Here is an 18,925-nt window from a genome sequence, read left to right as displayed (position 1 = left end):
GCGGACGCAAAAAAAATTAAAAAAATTCTAAAGGTTGTTAGGGGAGGGCCGATACCTGAGGGGACGGTGGTTGACGCCGTGGGCAAACAAGCCCGAACCTTTTAACTGTGTTGCGAAGAACGCAACTGACTCGTAAGGAAAGCAAACAATGGCACAAGTAATCAACACTAACAGCCTGTCTCTGATGGCGCAGAACAACCTGAACAAATCTCAGTCTTCTCTGGGCACTGCGATTGAGCGTCTGTCTTCCGGTCTGCGTATCAACAGCGCGAAAGACGATGCTGCGGGTCAGGCGATCTCCAACCGTTTCACCGCTAACATCAAAGGCCTGACTCAGGCTTCCCGTAACGCCAACGACGGTATCTCTCTGGCGCAGACCACTGAAGGCGCACTGAACGAAGTTAACGACAACCTGCAGAACATCCGTCGTCTGACCGTACAGGCGCAGAACGGTTCTAACTCCACCAGCGACCTGAAATCCATCCAGGACGAAATCACTCAGCGTCTGTCTGAAATCAACCGTATCTCCGAGCAGACCGATTTCAACGGCGTGAAAGTGCTGAGCAGCGATCAGAAACTGACTATCCAGGTTGGCGCTAACGACGGCGAAACCATCGATATCGACCTGAAAAAAATCGACTCCAAGCAACTGGGTCTGGATACCTTCAACGTGACCGATAAAGGTCCATCTGCTGGCGCAGCAGTAACTAACGGCACCGTCGTTAAAGCAGACAGCGGCGCGGACGTGACTTATGATCCAACTAAATCCACTCTGACTGCAGGCAAAGAGCTGGTTGCCGGTAAAGATAAAGACGGTAAAGCCGTAAACTACGTGCAGACTACTGCTGCAGACGGCGCTAAAACCTACAAAGAAGCAAAAATCGCTGATGACGGTAAAGTGACCGAAGGCGCTGACGTTACCATCAAAAACCCACTGGATACCCTGGACAAAGCGCTGGCACAGGTTGACGGCCTGCGTTCTTCTCTGGGTGCGGTACAGAACCGTTTCGATTCTGTTATCAACAACCTGAACAGCACCGTGAACAACCTGTCCGCTTCTCAGTCCCGTATTCAGGATGCTGACTACGCGACCGAAGTGTCCAACATGAGCCGTGCCAACATCCTGCAACAGGCTGGCACCTCTGTTCTGGCACAGGCTAACCAGTCTACTCAGAACGTTCTGTCCCTGCTGCGTTAATCGTCTCTCCCGATTAACTGTCGCAAAGAAACCCCGCTTCGGCGGGGTTTTTTTATGCTCGCGCACCGCGCGGTTATTACATGGCGCAAATAAAGCCCGTTTTGTGCGACTGTTCAGCCGATTGGCATTTCGCCCCCTACGCATAATAGCGCTGACTCTCTTATCCGCAGGTTTAAGACATAGTGAGCGATCTGTATACCGCCGAAGGCGTGATGGACAAAAATTCTCTCTGGCTGCGCTACGTCCCGTTAGTGCGCCACGAGGCGCTGCGCCTGCAGGTCAGGTTGCCCGCCAGCGTGGAGCTTGACGACTTGCTGCAGGCCGGGGGAATCGGGTTATTGAACGCCGTTGAGCGTTATGACGCCCTACAGGGAACCGCCTTTACCACCTATGCGGTGCAGCGCATTCGCGGCGCGATGCTCGACGAGCTACGCAGCCGCGACTGGGTGCCGCGCAGCGTGCGGCGCCACGCGCGCGAGGTCGCGCAGGTGATGCGGCAACTGGAACAGCGTTATGGCCGGCCGGCGAGCGAGACGGAAGTGGCGCAGACGCTGAATATCTCGCTGGATGAGTACCGTCAAATTCTGTTGGACACCAATAACAGCCAGCTTTTCTCTTACGACGAATGGCGCGAGGAGCATGGCGAAAACGCGGAACCGATGCTGGAAGGGCATGAAGAGGCCAACCCGCTGCATCACCTGTTGGAAGGCAGCCTGCGCCAGCGAGTGATCGACGCCATCGAGGCGTTGCCGGAGCGCGAAAAAATGGTGCTGACGCTGTATTACCAGGAAGAGTTGAATCTCAAAGAGATCGGCGCCGTGCTGGACGTCGGGGAATCCCGCGTCAGTCAACTGCACAGTCAGGCGATCAAACGGCTGCGTGCGCGGCTGGCGAACGATACCTGACGGCGGGCTGCCGCCCCCTCAACTCGATGACTCATGCGACAATCGGACTGCCCCTTATGCCAGGAATACTGTTGAAGAAACGGCCGCTTAGCCGTTACCTGAAAGATTACAAGCACAGCCAGACCCATTGCTCCCAGTGCGGTAAATTGTTGGACCGCATGGCGCTGGTGTTTCGCGGCAAGATAATCAATAAAGAAGCCATCGCGCGCATGGATCAGCCGATCGACGATGCGGTCTGGCAAAACGTGCAGCATGAGCTGACCGCACTGTGCCGCTTTTGCAGCGAGATTTCCTGCAACAGCCACCCGAGCTATTTCGACATCATGGCGTTCAAGCAGTATCTGTTCGAACAGACCGAGATGAGCCACAGCACCATTCGCGAGTACGTGGTGCGGCTGCGCCGGCTGGACGAAATGCTGGTGGCGCGTAATTACCCGGCGGACAAGTTCGCCAACTGCGCCAGCCATCAGCGCATTATCGACGATCTGCCTACCGCAGCGCACAACAACTACCGCATTGCGCTGCGCAAATACGATCAGTATCTCGCCTGGCAGCGCAGCTACTGAGATTTTCCCCGGCCGCTGGGCCGGGGTCTGCGGATCCCCCCGTGATAAAGGATGATTATTCAGTTCACATCTGCTAAATCTATCGGTTATCAGATGTTGATACTCGATTCCCTGGGGGGAAGTAGTGAACCTGCAACAACAACTGGCGCAATTTCCGCGTCTGGATCTGGTTGGCGTCGCCACGCCGCTGGAAAAACTGTCCCGTCTCTCCGATTATCTCGGCCGTGAAATCTACCTTAAACGTGACGATGTCACCCCTATGGCCATGGGCGGCAACAAGCTGAGAAAGCTTGAGTTTCTGGCTGCCGATGCGCTGAGGCAAGGCGCCGATACGCTGGTTACCGCCGGCGCCATTCAATCCAACCACGTGCGCCAGACGGCGGCGGTGGCGGCGAAACTGGGCCTGCACTGCGTCGCGCTGCTGGAAAACCCTATCGATACCCGCGCGGAAAACTACCTGACCAACGGCAACCGCCTGTTGCTCGGCTTGTTCAACGCCGAAGTGGTGATGTGCGAAGCGCTGCACGATCCGCAGCAGCAACTGGCGGAGCTGGCGACGCGCCTCGAGGCGCAGGGCTTCCGGCCTTACGTGGTGCCGGTGGGCGGCTCCAATGCGCTGGGCGCGCTGGGATACGTGCAGTGCGCATTGGAAATCACCGAACAGAGCCAACGCAGCAACGTGGCGTTCAGTTCGGTGGTGGTGGCGTCCGGCAGTGCAGGCACCCACGCCGGGCTGGCGGTGGGGCTGCAACAGCTGCTGCCCGAAACCGAGTTGATCGGCGTGACGGTCTCGCGCACCGTGATCGATCAGTTGCCGAAGGTGGAACAAATCCAGAAAGCCCTGGCCTGTTCGCTGAATATCGACGAACTGGCGCCGATCGCGCTGTGGGACGATTACTTCGCGCCGCAGTACGGCATGCCGAATGAAGAAGGCATGGCGGCGGTGCAGCTGCTGGCGCAGCAAGAGGGGGTATTGCTGGATCCGGTATATACCGGCAAAGCGATGGCCGGTTTGATCGACGGCATCGCCCAGCGGCGTTTCCGCGACGAAGGGCCCATCCTGTTCGTTCACACCGGCGGTGCGCCGGCGCTGTTCGCCTACCATCCGCAGGTGTAAATGCCGCTTGTTATTCCATTTTGAACTATATTTATAAAGTTATATTCCTTTATGCGGGCGGTCGCACTGTTAAAGTGCTGATATCAAAAAAGATAAATAACACACAGGGGTGTTTATGATGTTTGCGAAAGTTCGTCGTCAATGGTTGTTGGGCGTGGTGGGTATTGCGTTGGCCGCCTGTGTGACGACGCAAACCTACGCCGCCGATAACCTGCTGCAGCAGGTGAAACAGCGCGGCACGCTGATCGTTGGGCTGGAAGGCACCTATCCGCCGTTCAGCTTCCAGGGTGAAGACGGCAAATTGACCGGTTTCGAAGTGGATTTCGCCAACGCGCTGGCGCAACATCTGGGCGTGAAAGCCAAGCTGAACCCGACCAAGTGGGACGGCATGCTGGCGTCGCTGGAGTCAAAACGCATCGACGTGGTGATCAACCAGGTGACAATCTCCGATGAGCGCAAGAAGAAATATGACTTCTCCACCCCTTACACCGTTTCCGGCATTCAGGCGCTGGTGAAAAAGGGCAACGAAGGCACGATCACCAAGCCGGAAGACCTGAAGGGCAAGAAGGTCGGCGTTGGCCTGGGTACCAACTATGAGCAATGGCTGCGTGCGAACGTGCAGGGTGTAGACGTGCGCACTTACGACGATGATCCGACCAAGTATCAGGATCTGCGCGTCGGCCGTATCAACGCCATTCTGGTGGACCGCCTGGCGGCGCTGGATCTGGTGAAGAAAACCGGCGATACGCTGGCGGTGGCCGGCCCGGCATTCTCCCGCCAGGAGTCCGGCGTGGCGCTGCGCAAGAATAACCCAGAGCTGCTGGCCGCGATTGACCAGGCGATCGCCGAGATGCAAAAAGACGGCACGCTGGCGAAGATCTCCGAGAAATGGTTTGGCGCGGACGTAACTAAATAATGCACGAAAGTATTCAACTGGCGCTGGATTCAGCGCCATTTTTATTGAAGGGCGCCATACTGACGCTCCAGCTTAGCCTGGGCGGCATGGCGTTCGGCCTGTTGCTTGGTTTTCTGCTGGCGCTGATGCGCCTTTCGCCGCTTTGGCCGCTGTCGTGGCTGTCGCGCATTTACGTATCGCTGTTCCGCGGCACGCCGCTGATCGCCCAGCTGTTTATGATCTATTACGGTCTGCCGCAGTTCGGCGTTGAATTCGATCCTTTCCCGGCGGCGCTGATTGGCCTGTCGCTCAATACCGCCGCTTACACCTCAGAAACGCTGCGCGCGGCGATTTCGTCGATCGATAAAGGGCAGTGGGAAGCCGCCGCCAGCATCGGCATGACCCGTTGGCAAACCCTGCGCCGGGTGATCTTGCCGCAGGCGGCGCGCACCGCCTTGCCGCCGCTGGGCAACAGTTTTATCGGCCTGGTGAAAGACACTTCGCTGGCCGCCACCATTCAGGTGCCGGAACTGTTCCGCCAGGCGCAGCTGATCACCTCGCGCACGCTGGAAGTGTTCACCATGTACCTGGCGGCATCGCTGATTTACTGGGTGATGGCGACCCTGCTTTCCGCACTGCAAAACCGTCTGGAAGCCCACGTTAATCGCCAGGATCAGGAGTAGTGCATGAGTGCCATTGAAGTTAAGCAATTGACCAAGCAGTTCAAGGGTCAGACGGTGCTGCATGGGATCGATCTGGCGGTGGACGCCGGCGAAGTGGTGGCGATCATCGGGCCGAGCGGTTCCGGGAAAACCACCTTGTTGCGCTGCATCAACCTGCTGGAAGAGCCGGATTCCGGCACCATCCGCGTCGGCGATATCCGGATCGACGGCAGCAAGCCGCTGAGCAAACAGAAAAATCAGGTGCGCGCGCTGCGTCAGCAGGTCGGTTTCGTGTTCCAGAACTTCAACCTGTTTCCGCACCGTTCGGTGCTGGAAAACATCATTGAAGGGCCGGTTATCGTTAAAGGCGAGGCGAAAGCCAGTGCCGAACAGCGTGCTCGCGCGTTGCTGGCCAAAGTGGGCCTGAGCGGCAAAGAGGCGGCTTATCCGCGTCGGCTGTCCGGCGGGCAGCAGCAGCGGGTGGCTATCGCGCGCGCGCTGGCGATGCAGCCGGAGGTGATTTTGTTCGACGAGCCGACGTCGGCGCTCGATCCCGAGCTGGTGGGGGAAGTGCTCAATACCATGCGCTCACTGGCGGAAGAGAAACGCACCATGGTGATCGTCACCCATGAGATGAGCTTCGCTCGCGACGTGGCCGATCGGGTTATCTTTATGGATCACGGCCGCATCGTCGAACAGGGCCCGGCGAAAGCGCTGTTCGCCAATCCGCAGCATCAGCGCACCCAGCAATTCCTCGACAAGTTCCGGAATCAATAAGGCGTCGGGGGCGTTTCCCCCGACCGCATTCACTCCGCTTTCAACCATTCGTTTCGCGCGGCGGCGGCGAGAAATCCGCTGCGGCTGCCGTATCCCGGATATTGCCGAACCCGAAAGCCAATGCGTTTCGTAGCGCTCTGACGCGGCTTTCAAGCAGAGTAATCCATCGTCCATGAGCGACGCCCCACCCTGTAAGGATAACAAGACGCTAACGGCCGATCGGCCTGCGGACAATAAAAAACCCTGCATGAGTGCAGGGTTTGCCTAGCGGTAAGCCCATCAGGCTGCAACGCGTGCAGCCTTGAGGATGCGTTAACCGATGGTCATCAGGCTGGCGTTACCGCCGGCGGCGGCGGTGTTGACGCTCAGGGAACGTTCGATCAGCAGGCGTTCCAACAGGATGTTGGTTTCACCGTGGGCGAAGCCCTGCACCGAGACGATGGCGCCGCCGCGCTGGGCGATCTGCTCGCACAGGGTGCGCAGCTGGTCGGCATCGCCGTGGTAGATGGCGGCGTCGAACTCAACCTTGTCCTGCTGCCAGTCTTTGCTGAAGGCGATGCGCGCCTGCACATCGTTCGGCAAGCGGCGGAACAGATTGCGTTGCAGTTCCGCTTCCGGCCACAGCGCGCAGCTGCCAACCGCCAGCACGGCGGCCAGCTGGATCAGCGCGTCGGTTTCGTTATCCGCCAGGCACAGCACGCGTTCACGCGGCAGCAGGGCATAGGTGTTGCGCTCGCCGGTCGGGCCCGGCAGCGGACGTACGGTGCCGCCTTGGCCCAGTTCCGCATAACGTTGCGCCAATGCCGCCAGTTCGCCTTGTTGGCTGGTGACCGCCCACTTCTCCAGCGATTGCAGCGCGCCCAGCAGCTGCGGCCGCGCGGTGGCTTCCATCGGGCGCTCTTCGTCCTGGCGGTGCAGCGTACGTTGCAGCGCGTCGTCCGGACGGTTGGCCAGCAGACGGTACAGGTACAGCGGGCCGCCGGCTTTCGGGCCGGTGCCCGACAGGCCTTCGCCGCCGAACGGCTGCACGCCGACCACTGCGCCGACCATGTTGCGGTTGACGTACAGGTTGCCGACCTTGGCGCGTTCGGTCACCCGGGCGATGGTTTCATCGATACGGGTGTGAATGCCCAGCGTCAGGCCATAACCGGCGGCGTTGATCTGATCGACCAGCGCGTCCAGATTGTTGCGCTGGAAGCGCACCACGTGCAGCACCGGGCCGAAGATCTCTTTCTGCAGCTCGTCGAAGCTGTCGAGCTCGATCAGCGTCGGCTTGATGAAGGTGCCGCGCGCCCACTCTTTCTCATCCTGCGCGCTGCCTTTGGCGGCCTGGTATACCTTGCGGCCTTTGGCGCGCATCGCCTGGATGTGGCGTTCGATGCCGGTTTTGGCTTCGGCGTCGATCACCGGGCCCACGTCGGTAGACAGGCGTTCCGGGTTGCCCATGCGGCATTCGGCCATCGCGCCGCGCAGCATTTGCAGCGTGTGCTCGGCCACGTCTTCCTGAATGCACAGGATACGCAGCGCGGAGCAACGCTGCCCGGCGCTGTCGAAGGCGGAAGCCACCACATCGGTCACCACCTGTTCGGTCAGGGCGGAGGAGTCGACGATCATGGCGTTCAGGCCGCCGGTTTCGGCGATCAGCGGCGTCGGACGGCCTTGCGGATCCAGACGGCCGGCGATGCTGCGCTGCAGAATGCCGGCGACGTCGGTGGAGCCGGTAAACATCACGCCGCGGACGCGGGCGTCGTTAACCAGCGTTGAGCCGACGGTTTCACCCTGGCCCGGCAGCAGCTGCAGCACGCCTTGCGGAATGCCGGCTTCCAGCAGGATACGCACCGCCTGCGCGGCCACCAGCGGCGTTTGCTCAGCCGGTTTGGCCAGCACGCTGTTGCCCGCCGCCAGCGCGGCGGCGATTTGGCCGGTGAAGATCGCCAGCGGGAAGTTCCACGGGCTGATGCAGACCACCGGGCCCAGTGGGCGGTGGCTGTCGTTGGCGAAATCGTCGCGCACCTGGCCGGCGTAGTAGTGCAGGAAATCGACCGCTTCACGCACTTCGGCGATGGCGTTGTTGAAGGTTTTACCCGCTTCGCGCACCAGAATGCCCAGCAGGCTTTGTAGCTGGCTTTCCATCAGCTCGGCGGCGCGTTCGAGGATCGCGGCGCGCTCCGTCGGCGGTGTCGCGAACCAGATTGGGCCGGCGGCCGCGGCGGCGTCGAGCGCGCGGCTGACTTCGCCTTCGGTGGCTTCACGCACGTAGCCGACCACATCGCCCGGCTCGGCCGGGTTAATCACCGGCTGTTCGACGCCCTGATCCAACTCGGCGTCGATGATCGGTTCCGCGCGCCATGGATGGCTGGCGCTGGTGAGCAGGGCGCTGGACAGCGAAGCCAGACGCTGTTCGTTGGACAGATCCAGACCGCTGGAGTTGGTGCGCTTCTCGCCGTACAGCTCGCGCGGCAGCGGGATGCGCGGATGCGGCAGGCCAATTTGACCTTCGCTGGCCGCCAGCGCTTCCACGGCGCTGACCGGATCGGCCACCAGCTCGTCGAGTGGCAGGGTGGCGTCGGCGATGCGGTTGACGAACGAGGTATTGGCGCCGTTTTCCAGCAGGCGGCGCACCAGGTAAGCCAGCAGCGTTTCATGGGTGCCGACCGGCGCGTAGATGCGGCAAGGGCGGTTCAGTTTGCCGTCGGCCACTTTGCCCACCACCTGTTCGTAGAGCGGTTCACCCATGCCGTGCAGGCACTGGAACTCATACTGGCCAGGGTAGTAATTGTTGCCGGCCAGGTGATAAATGGCGCTCAGCGTATGGGCGTTGTGGGTCGCGAACTGCGGATAGATCAGGTTCGGCACCGACAGCAGCTTGCGGGCGCAGGCCAGATAGGAAACGTCGGTGTACACCTTGCGGGTGTATACCGGGTAGCCTTCCAGGCCGTCCATCTGGGCGCGTTTGATTTCGCTGTCCCAGTAGGCGCCTTTCACCAGACGGATCATCAGGCGACGGCGGCTGCGTTGCGCCATGTCGATCACTGCGTCGATGGCGAACGGACAGCGTTTCTGGTAGGCCTGAATCACGAAGCCGATGCCGTTCCAGCCGGCCAACTGCGGTTCGAAGCACAGCTTCTCGAGCAGATCGAGCGAGATCTCCAGACGGTCGGCCTCTTCGGCGTCGATATTGATGCCGATATCGTACTGGCGTGCCTGCAGGGTCAGCGACAGCAGGCGCGGGTAAAGCTCTTCCATCACGCGTTCGTACTGCGCGCGGCTGTAGCGCGGGTGCAGGGCGGACAGCTTGATGGAGATGCCGGGGCCTTCATAGATGCCGCGGCCGTTGGAGGCTTTGCCGATGGCGTGGATAGCCTGCTGATAGGAAACCAGGTAGGCCTGGGCGTCGGCTTCGGTCAGGGCGGCTTCCCCCAGCATGTCGTAGGAGTAGCGGAAGCCTTTTTCTTCCAGCTTGCGCGCGTTGGCCAGCGCTTCGGCGATGGTTTCGCCGGTCACGAACTGTTCGCCCATCAGGCGCATCGCCATGTCCACGCCTTTGCGGATCAGCGGCTCGCCACTCTTGCTGATAATGCGGTTCAGCGAGCGGGACAGATTGGCTTCGTTATGGGTCGACACCAGCTTGCCGGTGAACAGCAGGCCCCAGGTGGCGGCGTTGACGAACAGCGACGGGCTGCGCCCCAGGTGCGAGTGCCAGTTGCCGTTGCTGATCTTGTCGCGGATCAGGGCATCGCGGGTCGGTTTGTCCGGAATGCGCAGCAGCGCTTCCGCCAGGCACATCAGCGCCACGCCTTCCTGCGAGGAGAGGGAGAACTCTTGCAGCAGGCCTTGCACCATGCCGGCGCGGCCGTTTGCACTTTTTTGGTTACGCAACTTCTCGGCGATGCCGTAGGCCATTTTGTGAGTGGCCTGTGCAAGATCGGCGGGTAATCGCGCCTGTTCGAGCAACATCGGCACCGCTTCGGTCTCCGGGCGGCGATACGCGGCGGTGATGGCGGCGCGGGTCACCGACTGCGGCAGAATTTGTTCGGCGAAATCGAGGAATGGCTGGTGTGACTCTTCCTGCGCTTGCGGCATAATGTCGTCCGCTTCAGGCTGGCCCGCTGCGGCCAGCGCTGGAATTTCAGGAATATCGGTACCGCTCTCGAGACGCTCGAGGTAATTAAAGATGGCCTGCTTGATGAGCCAGTGCGGCGTGCGATCGATGCGCTGCGCGGCGCTCTTGATCCGGTCGCGTGTTGCCTCGTCGAGTTTCACGCCCATTGTGGTAGTGCCCATGCCTGTCCAACTCCTGTGTTTAGAACCTATCCCATCAGGCTAGACAAACAGCAGGCCGGAAAGCCTGTTGGGATAGGTTCGTGAGATGTGTGGTGTCAAGAATGCAGACAATATCCTGCATGTTGCAACTTTGTGCAACCTTGTTAAATCAGGCGGATGAGCGAAGTGTGAGTTTCATCGATTTTTTAACACGGGCAGTTGGCACGAATGTTGCGTTATTGAGCGAACGCGGCGGGGTTAATGATGCCGCAGGCGCTTTACCTTGCGGTATATAAGGGTAATAGCAGGGTGCAACTCATTTTGCTTGTCGTGAGTGCAACCTTTGAGCCCGGTAAATGTGACGCAGGGTAAACTTTGTGTAACTTTGTTGTTAAATATCTTGTTGGTTGATGAAAGGCTCATCTAGGATAACCGACGGTCAACAATTACGGGCAGAAACTATTTTACCTGCACTTGCTCGCAGGCTGCGCCACGTTCCGGCGCGGCGGCCAGTGAAATGCATAGCGCGTGGGTTTACCGGCGCCGGCTTGGCCGGAGCGAAACGCGAATAATAATGAAAGTGGAGAATTAAATGACAATGAGCACACCTATGCTGGTGACCTTCCTGGTATACATTTTCGGGATGGTGCTGATCGGCCTGCTTGCCTACCGGGCAACCAATAACTTTGATGACTATATTCTCGGCGGCCGTAGTCTGGGCAGCGTGGTGACCGCGCTGTCCGCCGGCGCTTCCGACATGAGCGGCTGGCTGCTGATGGGCCTGCCGGGCGCCATCTTCCTCTCCGGCATCTCCGAAAGCTGGATCGCCATCGGCCTGACCATCGGCGCTTACCTGAACTGGAAGCTGGTGGCAGGAAGGCTGCGCGTGCATACCGAAGCCAACAACAATGCCCTGACGCTGCCGGATTATTTCACCAGCCGTTTTGAAGACAACAGCAAGCTGCTGCGGGTGATCTCGGCCATCGTCATCCTGGTGTTCTTCACCATTTACTGCGCCTCCGGCATCGTGGCCGGCGCGCGTCTGTTCGAAAGCACCTTCGGCATGAGCTACGAAACCGCCCTGTGGGCCGGCGCCGCGGCGACCATCCTGTATACCTTCATCGGCGGTTTCCTGGCGGTCAGCTGGACCGACACCGTGCAGGCCAGCCTGATGATTTTCGCGCTGATCCTGACCCCGGTGATCGTGATCTTCGCCGTCGGCGGCATCGATACCTCGATGCTGGTGATCCAGGCGCAGAACCCGGCCAACCTCGACATGCTGAAGGGGCTGAACTTCGTCGCCATCCTGTCGCTGCTGGGTTGGGGCCTGGGCTACTTCGGCCAGCCGCACATCCTGGCGCGTTTCATGGCGGCGGATTCTCACCGCACCATCCGCAGCGCGCGCCGCATCAGCATGACCTGGATGATCCTGTGCCTGGCCGGCACCATCGCCGTCGGTTTCTTCGGCATCGCTTACTTCGCCAATAACCCGGATCAGGCCGGCAACGTGTCGCAAAACGGCGAGCGCGTGTTCATCGAACTGGCGATGCTGCTGTTCAACCCATGGGTGGCGGGCGTGCTGCTGTCGGCGATTTTGGCGGCGGTCATGAGCACCCTGAGCTGCCAACTGCTGGTCTGTTCCAGCGCAATCACCGAAGACCTGTACAAAGCGTTCCTGCGCAAAGGCGCCAGCCAGCGTGAACTGGTGTGGGTCGGCCGCGTCATGGTGCTGGTGGTGGCGTTGGTCGCCATCGCGCTGGCGGCCAACCCGGAGAACCGCGTGCTGGGCCTGGTGAGCTACGCCTGGGCCGGTTTCGGCGCCGCCTTCGGCCCGGTAGTGCTGATCTCGGTGATGTGGTCGCGCATGACCCGCAACGGCGCGCTGGCCGGCATGTTGGTCGGCGCGGTGACGGTGATCGTCTGGAAACAGTACGAATGGCTGGGCCTGTACGAAATCATCCCGGGCTTCATCCTGGGCTGTCTGGCCATTGTGGTGGTGAGCCTGATGGGCCGCCAGCCGTCTTCCACCATGACCGAACGTTTCGATCAGGCGGAAGCCGAGTACAAAACGGTATAACTGACGATAAATAACGAGGGGCGCCCACGGCGCCCCTTTTTTTGACCAAGCCGCAGGCATTACCCTTTAAAGAAAGTCACCATGCGTCTTAATGGTGAGGTCATCTTCCAGGATGTCGAGTTGCGCAGCTCATCGATTTCTCGTTTCAATCCCGCTACCTCACCAGACACAATGTCATTGTGTTTGATGAGTTCACCCTTCAGGTCGGCGATAATGTCGCTATTGGTGTACTTGAAACAATCGACCATATGACAAATGAACTTATTGTATTCGTCCTGCACCTGATTGGCATTGGCTGGAGGATGATTAATCAGTTCGATGATACAGTTATAGTAGCCGTTGATATGTTCATCGCCTTTCTTTTGCGTCATTACTGAGCCATGCCGCACGCGGCGTAAATAGAATTTTTCATTGACACAATGAACGGTAATATCATTTTCAAGCAGAAGGCGCGTAGTGAATATGTTGTCTTCATGTACGATGCCATTTTTGAACTGGATGTTTTTTAAAGCTTTTCTGCTGGATATGTAAAGGCAAGGACTGACGATGTAATTGCCGAGATTAACAGCTTGCTGAAAAAAATGCGTACCGGAGCAGGTGAAATTACTCAATAAACCGTTTCTTTCATACTTTGGGTTGAATCTCTCAGCCAGTTTTTCATCGTCGAAGAAGACGGAAGACTCAAAGAAGACGACGTCACTTTGGGTATCCTTTAATATGTCAGTCAAACGATCCAAGGCATTGTCGGCGAGCTTGTCATCGCTATCCACAAAGATCACATAATCGCCTGATGCAGCGGCAAGCCCCGTGTTTCGGGCCGCCGATTGGCCTTGGTTTTCGGTATGGATCACTTTAATGCATGGTACATCGAAGCTATCCAGTATCGTGCCGGTTTTGTCGGTTGAACCATCGTTGATCAAGATGATTTCAATTTTCTCATGATCGTTTTGCAGTAATGATCTAACGCATTCACCAATGTATTTTTCCGTGTTAAATGCCGGAACGATGGCGGATATCTTCATTTTCACTCCATTTTACTCGCTGCAGGCTCGCCTCATGCCGGTTAACCAGGTTCTGACGGCAGGATTAAATCGTTTCCATGTCGATCATGATAAGTTTGCTGCCACACCGTTTCTGTGTTGCTCATAAGGAACAGAGCCGGCATATCCCTCAGGTTTACCGTGTCAGGGCGGGGTATTTCACTCACTGCAGTATATCATGGCTCTTCATGAACGTTCTGCGCTCTCCGCCTTGTAACACCTGGCGACATTTGATTAGAAAAAATCACGCTTGCGCCTCTTGTATTTCTTTTTGGCAGAATGATAATCACTCTCGTTGTATTTTACGTTTCTTTACATACTCGCCGCGGCTCATTGCGAGCCGGTTTTCTCTGCCGCCGCGGTCTTTTCAGGGGTGATTATCTATGTTCGTTCCCTTTCTTATCATGTTCCGTGAGGGGCTGGAGGCCGCGCTGATCGTCAGCCTGATCGCCAGCTACCTGAAGCGCACGCAGCGCAGCCAATGGCTGGGCGCGGTGTGGATCGGCGTGATTGTCGCGGCGGCGCTGTGTCTGGCGCTCGGCATCTTCATCAATGAGACCACCGGCGAGTTCCCGCAGAAACAGCAGGAGCTGTTCGAAGGCATCGTGGCGGTGGTGGCGGTGCTGATCCTCACCTATATGGTGTTCTGGATGCGCAAAGTCTCCAGGTCGGTCAAGGTACATCTGGAAGGGGCGATCGATCAGGCGCTCAGCGCCGGTAAAGGGCAGGGGTGGGCGCTGGTGGCGATGGTGTTCTTCGCCGTGGCGCGCGAAGGGTTGGAGTCGGTATTCTTCCTGCTGGCGGCGTTTCAGCAAGACGTGGGCGCCGCAGCGCCGATCGGTGCGGTGCTCGGCCTGGTCGCCGCCATTGTGCTGGGCATGATGATTTACTGGGGCGGGGTGAAGCTGCATCTGGCCAAATTCTTCAAATGGACCAGCCTGTTCATTCTGTTCGTCGCCGCCGGGCTGGCCGCCGGGGCGATCCGCGCCTTCCACGAAGCCGGTCTGTGGAACCACTTTCAGGACATCGCCTTCGATTTCAGCAGCACCCTGTCGACCCATTCGCTGTTCGGCACCCTGCTGGAAGGTATCCTCGGTTATCAGGAAGCGCCGACGGTCAGCGAAGTGGCGGTCTACTTCCTGTATTTGATCCCGGCGCTGATTTTCTTCTTTCTGCCGCAGCGCGCGGAGCCGGCAGCGGCCCCGGCGCAACGTAAAATCAATCATTAATGTTTAATAGGGAATCTCGTATGTCTACTCCGTTATTTCGCCGCAAGGCGTTGCACGCAGCATTACTGGCTATCCCGGCGTTTGCGCTGAGCATCGACGCCTTGGCGGCGGAGGTGCCGCAGGTCAAGGTCACGGTCAACGACAAGCAGTGCGAACCGATGCAGCTGACGGTGCCGGCCGGCAAAACGCAGTTTGTGGTGCACAACACCAGCCAGAAAAACGTCGAATGGGAAATCCTGAAAGGGGTGATGGTGGTGGAAGAGCGTGAGAACATCGCGCCGGGCTTTACCCAGAAAATGACCGCCACGCTGGAAGCGGGCGAATATGACATGACCTGCGGGCTGCTCAGCAACCCGAAAGGCAAACTGACTGTCACCGCAGCGGCCAACGGCACCACCGACGGCAAGCCGAACGCGCTGGACCTGGTCGGCCCGATTGCCGAATACAAGGTTTACGTCACCAAAGAAGTTGATGGGTTGGTGAAACAGACCAAGCTGTTCACCGACGCGGTGAAGGCCGGTAACGTGGAACAAGCGCGCAAGCTGTACGCGCCGACCCGCCAGCACTATGAGCGCATCGAGCCGATCGCCGAGCTGTTCTCCGATCTGGATGGCAGCATCGACGCCCGTGAGGACGACTACGAGAAGAAATCGGCGGATCCGAACTTCACCGGTTTCCACCGCCTCGAGAAGGCGCTGTTTGCCGACAACTCCACCAAAGACATGGGCGCCTACGCCGATCGCCTGTACCACGATACCGTAGAGCTGCAAAAGCGCGTGAGTGAACTGACCTTCCCGCCGAGCAAAGTGGTGGGCGGCGCAGCCGGGCTGATCGAAGAGGTGGCGGCCAGCAAGATCAGCGGTGAAGAAGACCGCTACAGCCGCACCGATTTGTGGGATTTCCAGGCCAACGTCGACGGCGCGCAGAAGATAGTCAACCTGCTGCGTCCTTTGCTGGTCAAGGCCAATAAGCCGCTGCTGGACAAGATCGACGCCAACTTCAAAACCGTGGACACCATCTTGGCGAAGTACCAAACCAAAGACGGCTATGAGTCCTATGAGAAGCTGACCGATGCCGATCGCAATGCGTTGAAAGGGCCGATCACCACGTTGGCGGAAGATCTTTCCCAACTGCGCGGCGTATTGGGTCTGGACTGAGGCATACGGCTATGAGCAACAAGGCAGGCCCGAATAACGGGCCGCATCCGCACTCTCAGGGAGCGGCGTCGCCTTCGCGGCGCCGTTTGCTGCAAGGGTTGGGGCTGGGCGCGCTGGCGTTGGGCGGCAGCCGCCTGGCGCAGGCGGCGGGTAACGCGGCGGAGCCGTTGGCGACGCCGCAGGATGAGCGCTGGCAGAAACAGCCGTTTTATGGCCGCCATCAGGCCGGCGTGCTGACGCCGCAACAGGCGGCCATGATGTTGGTGGCGTTCGATGTGCTGGCGACCAGCAAAGCGGATCTGGAGCGTCTGTTCCGGCTGCTGACCGATCGCATCGCCTTCCTGACCCACGGCGGCAAGGCGCCGGAGGTGGACGCCAAGCTGCCGCCGCTCGATTCCGGCATCATGGGCCCGGAGATTTACCCGGACAACCTGACCATCACCGTCTCGGTCGGCGCATCGCTGTTCGATGAACGTTTTGGTCTACAGGCGCACAAACCGCTGCGGTTGCAGAAGATGACGCGCTTCCCCAACGATGCACTGGACGCCGCGCTTTGCCACGGCGACCTGCTGCTGCAGATCTGCGCCAACACCAACGAAACCGCTCTCCACGCGCTGCGCGACATCATTAAGCATTCGCCGGATCTGCTCAGCGTGCGCTGGAAGCGGGAAGGGTTCATCTCCGCGCACGCGGCGCGCAGCAAAGGCAAAGAGACGCCGATCAACCTGTTGGGGTTCAAAGACGGCACCGCTAACCCGAAAACCGACGACAAGCCGCTGATGGATAAAGTGGTGTGGGTCGGCGACAGCGTCGGTGAACCGGCGTGGACGGCGGGCGGCAGCTATCAGGCGGCGCGTATTATTCGTTTCCGCGTCGAGTTTTGGGATCGCACGCCGCTGCAGGAGCAGGAAACCATTTTCGGCCGCGAGAAGCACAGCGGCGCGCCGCTGGGCATGAAGCATGAACATGACGAGCCGAATTACGCGAACGATCCCGACGGCAAGGTGATCCCGATGGACGCGCACATTCGCTTGGCTAACCCACGCACGCCGGAAAGCCAAAGCAATCTGATGCTGCGACGCGGCTACAGCTATTCACTGGGGGTATCCAATGCCGGCCAGCTGGAAATGGGGCTGCTGTTCGTCTGCTATCAGGCCGATCTGGAGAAAGGTTTCCTGACGGTGCAAAAAAGGCTGAACGGCGAAGCGCTGGAGGAATACATCAAGCCGATTGGCGGCGGGTATTTCTTCGTGCTGCCGGGCGTGAAAGAACGCGGCGATTATTTGGCCAGCGGCTTGCTCAAGGCCTGAACCCGCGATGACGAGGCGGGCTCGCCTGCCTCGTTTTACGTTGACTTGCCTATTGTGCGGGACATTAAGCGACGGAGTTCAATTCAATCCGTCGCCTGCGGATTAAAAAATCTGAAGGGCACGCCGACTTTTGGTTGTGCAAAATTTAATCAGGAAACCAAAGTGTCATTCGCGGTTTTTAATTGTAATTCGTTGAAATTTATATGTTAAAAATTTTTATGGAATGACGTGTCGCGCGTGATATAGTGTTTTAGCAATAACTAAAAACCAAACATATAAAATTTTTTTACATTTTAGTAACGCGACAGGATTGAATGTCATTATACTGTAATCATCTGGCGGTAGTTTTCACACGGTGCACAGCTTGAAGCTGTAAATATCACTGCGGGGATCGCTAATGGTAAAGTCCTTGGTTGGGCTGGAAAGAAAAAATAACACATCTCCCCTGATTTCTCGTTGTAACGAGGGTTCTCTCTCCGACTCTCTTTTACCGGCAACTCCGCACTCTTATCGCTACCGAATCTCACCACTTTTTACTCCACGTTTATTGATGCAGTCCGCGTTGTCCCGTGAAGCAACGGCGCTTAAGCGTTGCCGTCAATTCACATTGTCCCTTGGCTCTTATTGGCTCGGAGGAGGCCAAAACCTAATACGTGTGTGAAACATAATCGCACGGCCTGGCCGTTGCGGTAGGTGAAACAAACTGTAAGGTGCCACTATGGGTAGACAGAAAGCAGTGATCAAAGCACGTCGTGAAGCGAAACGCGTTATTCGTCGTGACGCTCGTAGTCATCGCCAGCTGGAAGAAGAGTCTGTGACCTCGCTGGTGCAAATGGGGGGAGTCGAGTCTATCGGCATGGCGCGAGACAAGCGCGATAGCTCACCCATCGAGGCTAGAACCGAAGCTCAGGGTCATTACTTATCAGCCATAGAGAATAAGCAGCTGATCTTCGCCACCGGCGAAGCCGGCTGTGGCAAAACATTTATCAGCGCCGCCAAGGCGGCGGAGGCGCTGATCCATAAAGAGGTGGATCGGATTATCGTTACCCGTCCTGTTTTGCAGGCGGATGAGGACCTCGGTTTCTTGCCGGGGGATATCTCCGAGAAGTTCGCCCCTTATTTCCGCCCGGTGTATGACATTCTGGTACGTCGTTTAGGATCTTCCTTTATGCAGTATTGCCTGCGCCCGGAAATCGGTAAGGTAGAGATTGCGCCGTTCGCTTATATGCGCGGACGCACCTTCGAAAATGCGGTCGTTATCCTGGATGAAGCCCAGAACGTGACCGCCAGCCAGATGAAAATGTTCCTGACCCGCCTGGGGGAAAACGTGACGGTTATCGTTAACGGCGACGTGACCCAGTGCGACCTGCCGCGCGGCGTGAAATCCGGTCTCAGCGATGCCCTGGAGCGCTTCGAAGAGGACGAGATGATCGGCGTTATCCGCTTTGAAAAACAGGACTGCGTGCGCTCCGCTTTGTGCCAGCGCACGCTCAACGCTTACAGTTAACCTATCCGCTAATGGAAAGGCCGCTTCGGCGGCCTTTTTTATCTCCCCCATTTCCCCTCTCGTTTAACCTTTGTGTAAATTATTGTGGTTTTCTGTATAGATTTTCGTTGAGTTAGCGTTAATGATTAATGGGTTCCAGATTGGCGCGCAGTTTGCCTGCGCCGCCAAAAGGACATTTTCTGGGGTGTGCGCCGCGCGGCGCATTGAGTGTGGGTTCCTTGC

The 18,925-nt window shown here is 58.3% G+C and carries 14 protein-coding genes and 1 pseudogene; 12 read left to right on the top strand and 3 right to left on the bottom strand.

Annotated features, from left to right (window positions below; translation table 11 throughout):
* Positions 1-148: 148 nt before the first annotated feature.
* The 7 genes from ACMGG9_RS13805 (at position 149) to tcyN (ending at position 6,120) form a co-directional block, all read left to right on the top strand.
* Complete coding sequence (locus ACMGG9_RS13805) at positions 149-1,198, top strand: flagellin (RefSeq protein WP_089194885.1); 1,050 nt, start codon at positions 149-151, stop codon at positions 1,196-1,198.
* A 182-nt stretch (positions 1,199-1,380) separates the two neighbouring features.
* Positions 1,381-2,103, top strand: coding sequence for an RNA polymerase sigma factor FliA (locus tag ACMGG9_RS13800; RefSeq protein WP_004934752.1), 723 nt, complete (start codon positions 1,381-1,383; stop codon positions 2,101-2,103).
* A 56-nt stretch (positions 2,104-2,159) separates the two neighbouring features.
* The gene (gene fliZ / locus ACMGG9_RS13795; RefSeq protein ID WP_033643501.1) at positions 2,160-2,669 is read left to right on the top strand and encodes a flagella biosynthesis regulatory protein FliZ; all 510 of its coding nucleotides are present in this window, start codon (positions 2,160-2,162) and stop codon (positions 2,667-2,669) included.
* A 124-nt stretch (positions 2,670-2,793) separates the two neighbouring features.
* Entirely contained in the window at positions 2,794-3,786 is a 993-nt protein-coding gene (locus ACMGG9_RS13790) for a D-cysteine desulfhydrase (RefSeq protein WP_342192457.1), read from the top strand.
* A gap of 115 nt (positions 3,787-3,901) precedes the next feature.
* The gene (gene tcyJ / locus ACMGG9_RS13785; RefSeq protein WP_414161491.1) at positions 3,902-4,702 is read left to right on the top strand and encodes a cystine ABC transporter substrate-binding protein; all 801 of its coding nucleotides are present in this window, start codon (positions 3,902-3,904) and stop codon (positions 4,700-4,702) included.
* Positions 4,702-5,364 (top strand): cystine ABC transporter permease, encoded by a 663-nt coding sequence (tcyL, locus tag ACMGG9_RS13780; RefSeq protein WP_033643498.1) that lies wholly within the window; start codon positions 4,702-4,704, stop codon positions 5,362-5,364. Before tcyJ ends, tcyL begins: the two co-directional genes overlap by 1 nt.
* Before the next feature lie 3 nt (positions 5,365-5,367).
* The gene (tcyN, locus tag ACMGG9_RS13775; protein WP_033643496.1) at positions 5,368-6,120 is read left to right on the top strand and encodes an L-cystine ABC transporter ATP-binding protein TcyN; all 753 of its coding nucleotides are present in this window, start codon (positions 5,368-5,370) and stop codon (positions 6,118-6,120) included.
* Positions 6,121-6,149: 29 nt separating this feature from the next.
* Here the strand turns inward: tcyN and ACMGG9_RS13770 are convergent.
* Positions 6,150-6,245: pseudogene (locus tag ACMGG9_RS13770) on the bottom strand (type II toxin-antitoxin system HicB family antitoxin); the annotation flags it as partial.
* Positions 6,246-6,432: 187 nt separating this feature from the next.
* Entirely contained in the window at positions 6,433-10,404 is a 3,972-nt protein-coding gene (putA, locus tag ACMGG9_RS13765; RefSeq protein WP_046896608.1) for a trifunctional transcriptional regulator/proline dehydrogenase/L-glutamate gamma-semialdehyde dehydrogenase, read from the bottom strand.
* A gap of 571 nt (positions 10,405-10,975) precedes the next feature.
* On the opposite strand from putA, the gene putP reads away from it, so the two are divergent.
* Entirely contained in the window at positions 10,976-12,460 is a 1,485-nt protein-coding gene (putP, locus tag ACMGG9_RS13760) for a sodium/proline symporter PutP (protein WP_033643494.1), read from the top strand.
* Between the two features lie 59 nt (positions 12,461-12,519).
* On the opposite strand, the gene ACMGG9_RS13755 is transcribed toward putP, so the two are convergent.
* Positions 12,520-13,482, bottom strand: a complete 963-nt coding sequence (locus tag ACMGG9_RS13755; protein ID WP_049866685.1) for a glycosyltransferase family 2 protein — start codon at positions 13,480-13,482, stop codon at positions 12,520-12,522.
* Positions 13,483-13,883: 401 nt separating this feature from the next.
* Between ACMGG9_RS13755 and efeU the strand changes: the two genes are divergently transcribed.
* The 4 genes from efeU to phoH all read left to right on the top strand — a co-directional run bounded on the left by efeU (position 13,884) and on the right by phoH (position 18,703).
* Positions 13,884-14,729 carry an iron uptake transporter permease EfeU gene (gene efeU / locus ACMGG9_RS13750; RefSeq protein ID WP_033643493.1) on the top strand — a complete coding sequence of 282 codons (846 nt, stop codon included), beginning with the start codon at positions 13,884-13,886 and terminating at the stop codon, positions 14,727-14,729.
* Between the two features lie 20 nt (positions 14,730-14,749).
* On the top strand, positions 14,750-15,886 hold the full coding sequence (gene efeO, locus ACMGG9_RS13745) for an iron uptake system protein EfeO (protein ID WP_414161490.1): 1,137 nt from the start codon (positions 14,750-14,752) through the stop codon (positions 15,884-15,886).
* An 11-nt stretch (positions 15,887-15,897) separates the two neighbouring features.
* A complete protein-coding gene (gene efeB, locus ACMGG9_RS13740; protein ID WP_042784800.1) occupies positions 15,898-17,196 on the top strand; it encodes an iron uptake transporter deferrochelatase/peroxidase subunit in 1,299 nt (432 codons plus the stop codon).
* A gap of 718 nt (positions 17,197-17,914) precedes the next feature.
* A complete protein-coding gene (phoH, locus tag ACMGG9_RS13735; protein ID WP_015378226.1) occupies positions 17,915-18,703 on the top strand; it encodes a phosphate starvation-inducible protein PhoH in 789 nt (262 codons plus the stop codon).
* Positions 18,704-18,925: the final 222 nt, after the last annotated feature.

This window comes from Serratia sp. BNK-10 (assembly GCF_047456065.1).
GTDB lineage: Bacteria > Pseudomonadota > Gammaproteobacteria > Enterobacterales > Enterobacteriaceae > Serratia > Serratia ureilytica.
Note: the sequence above shows the minus strand (reverse complement) of the source record. Positions and strands in the feature narration are given on the sequence as shown.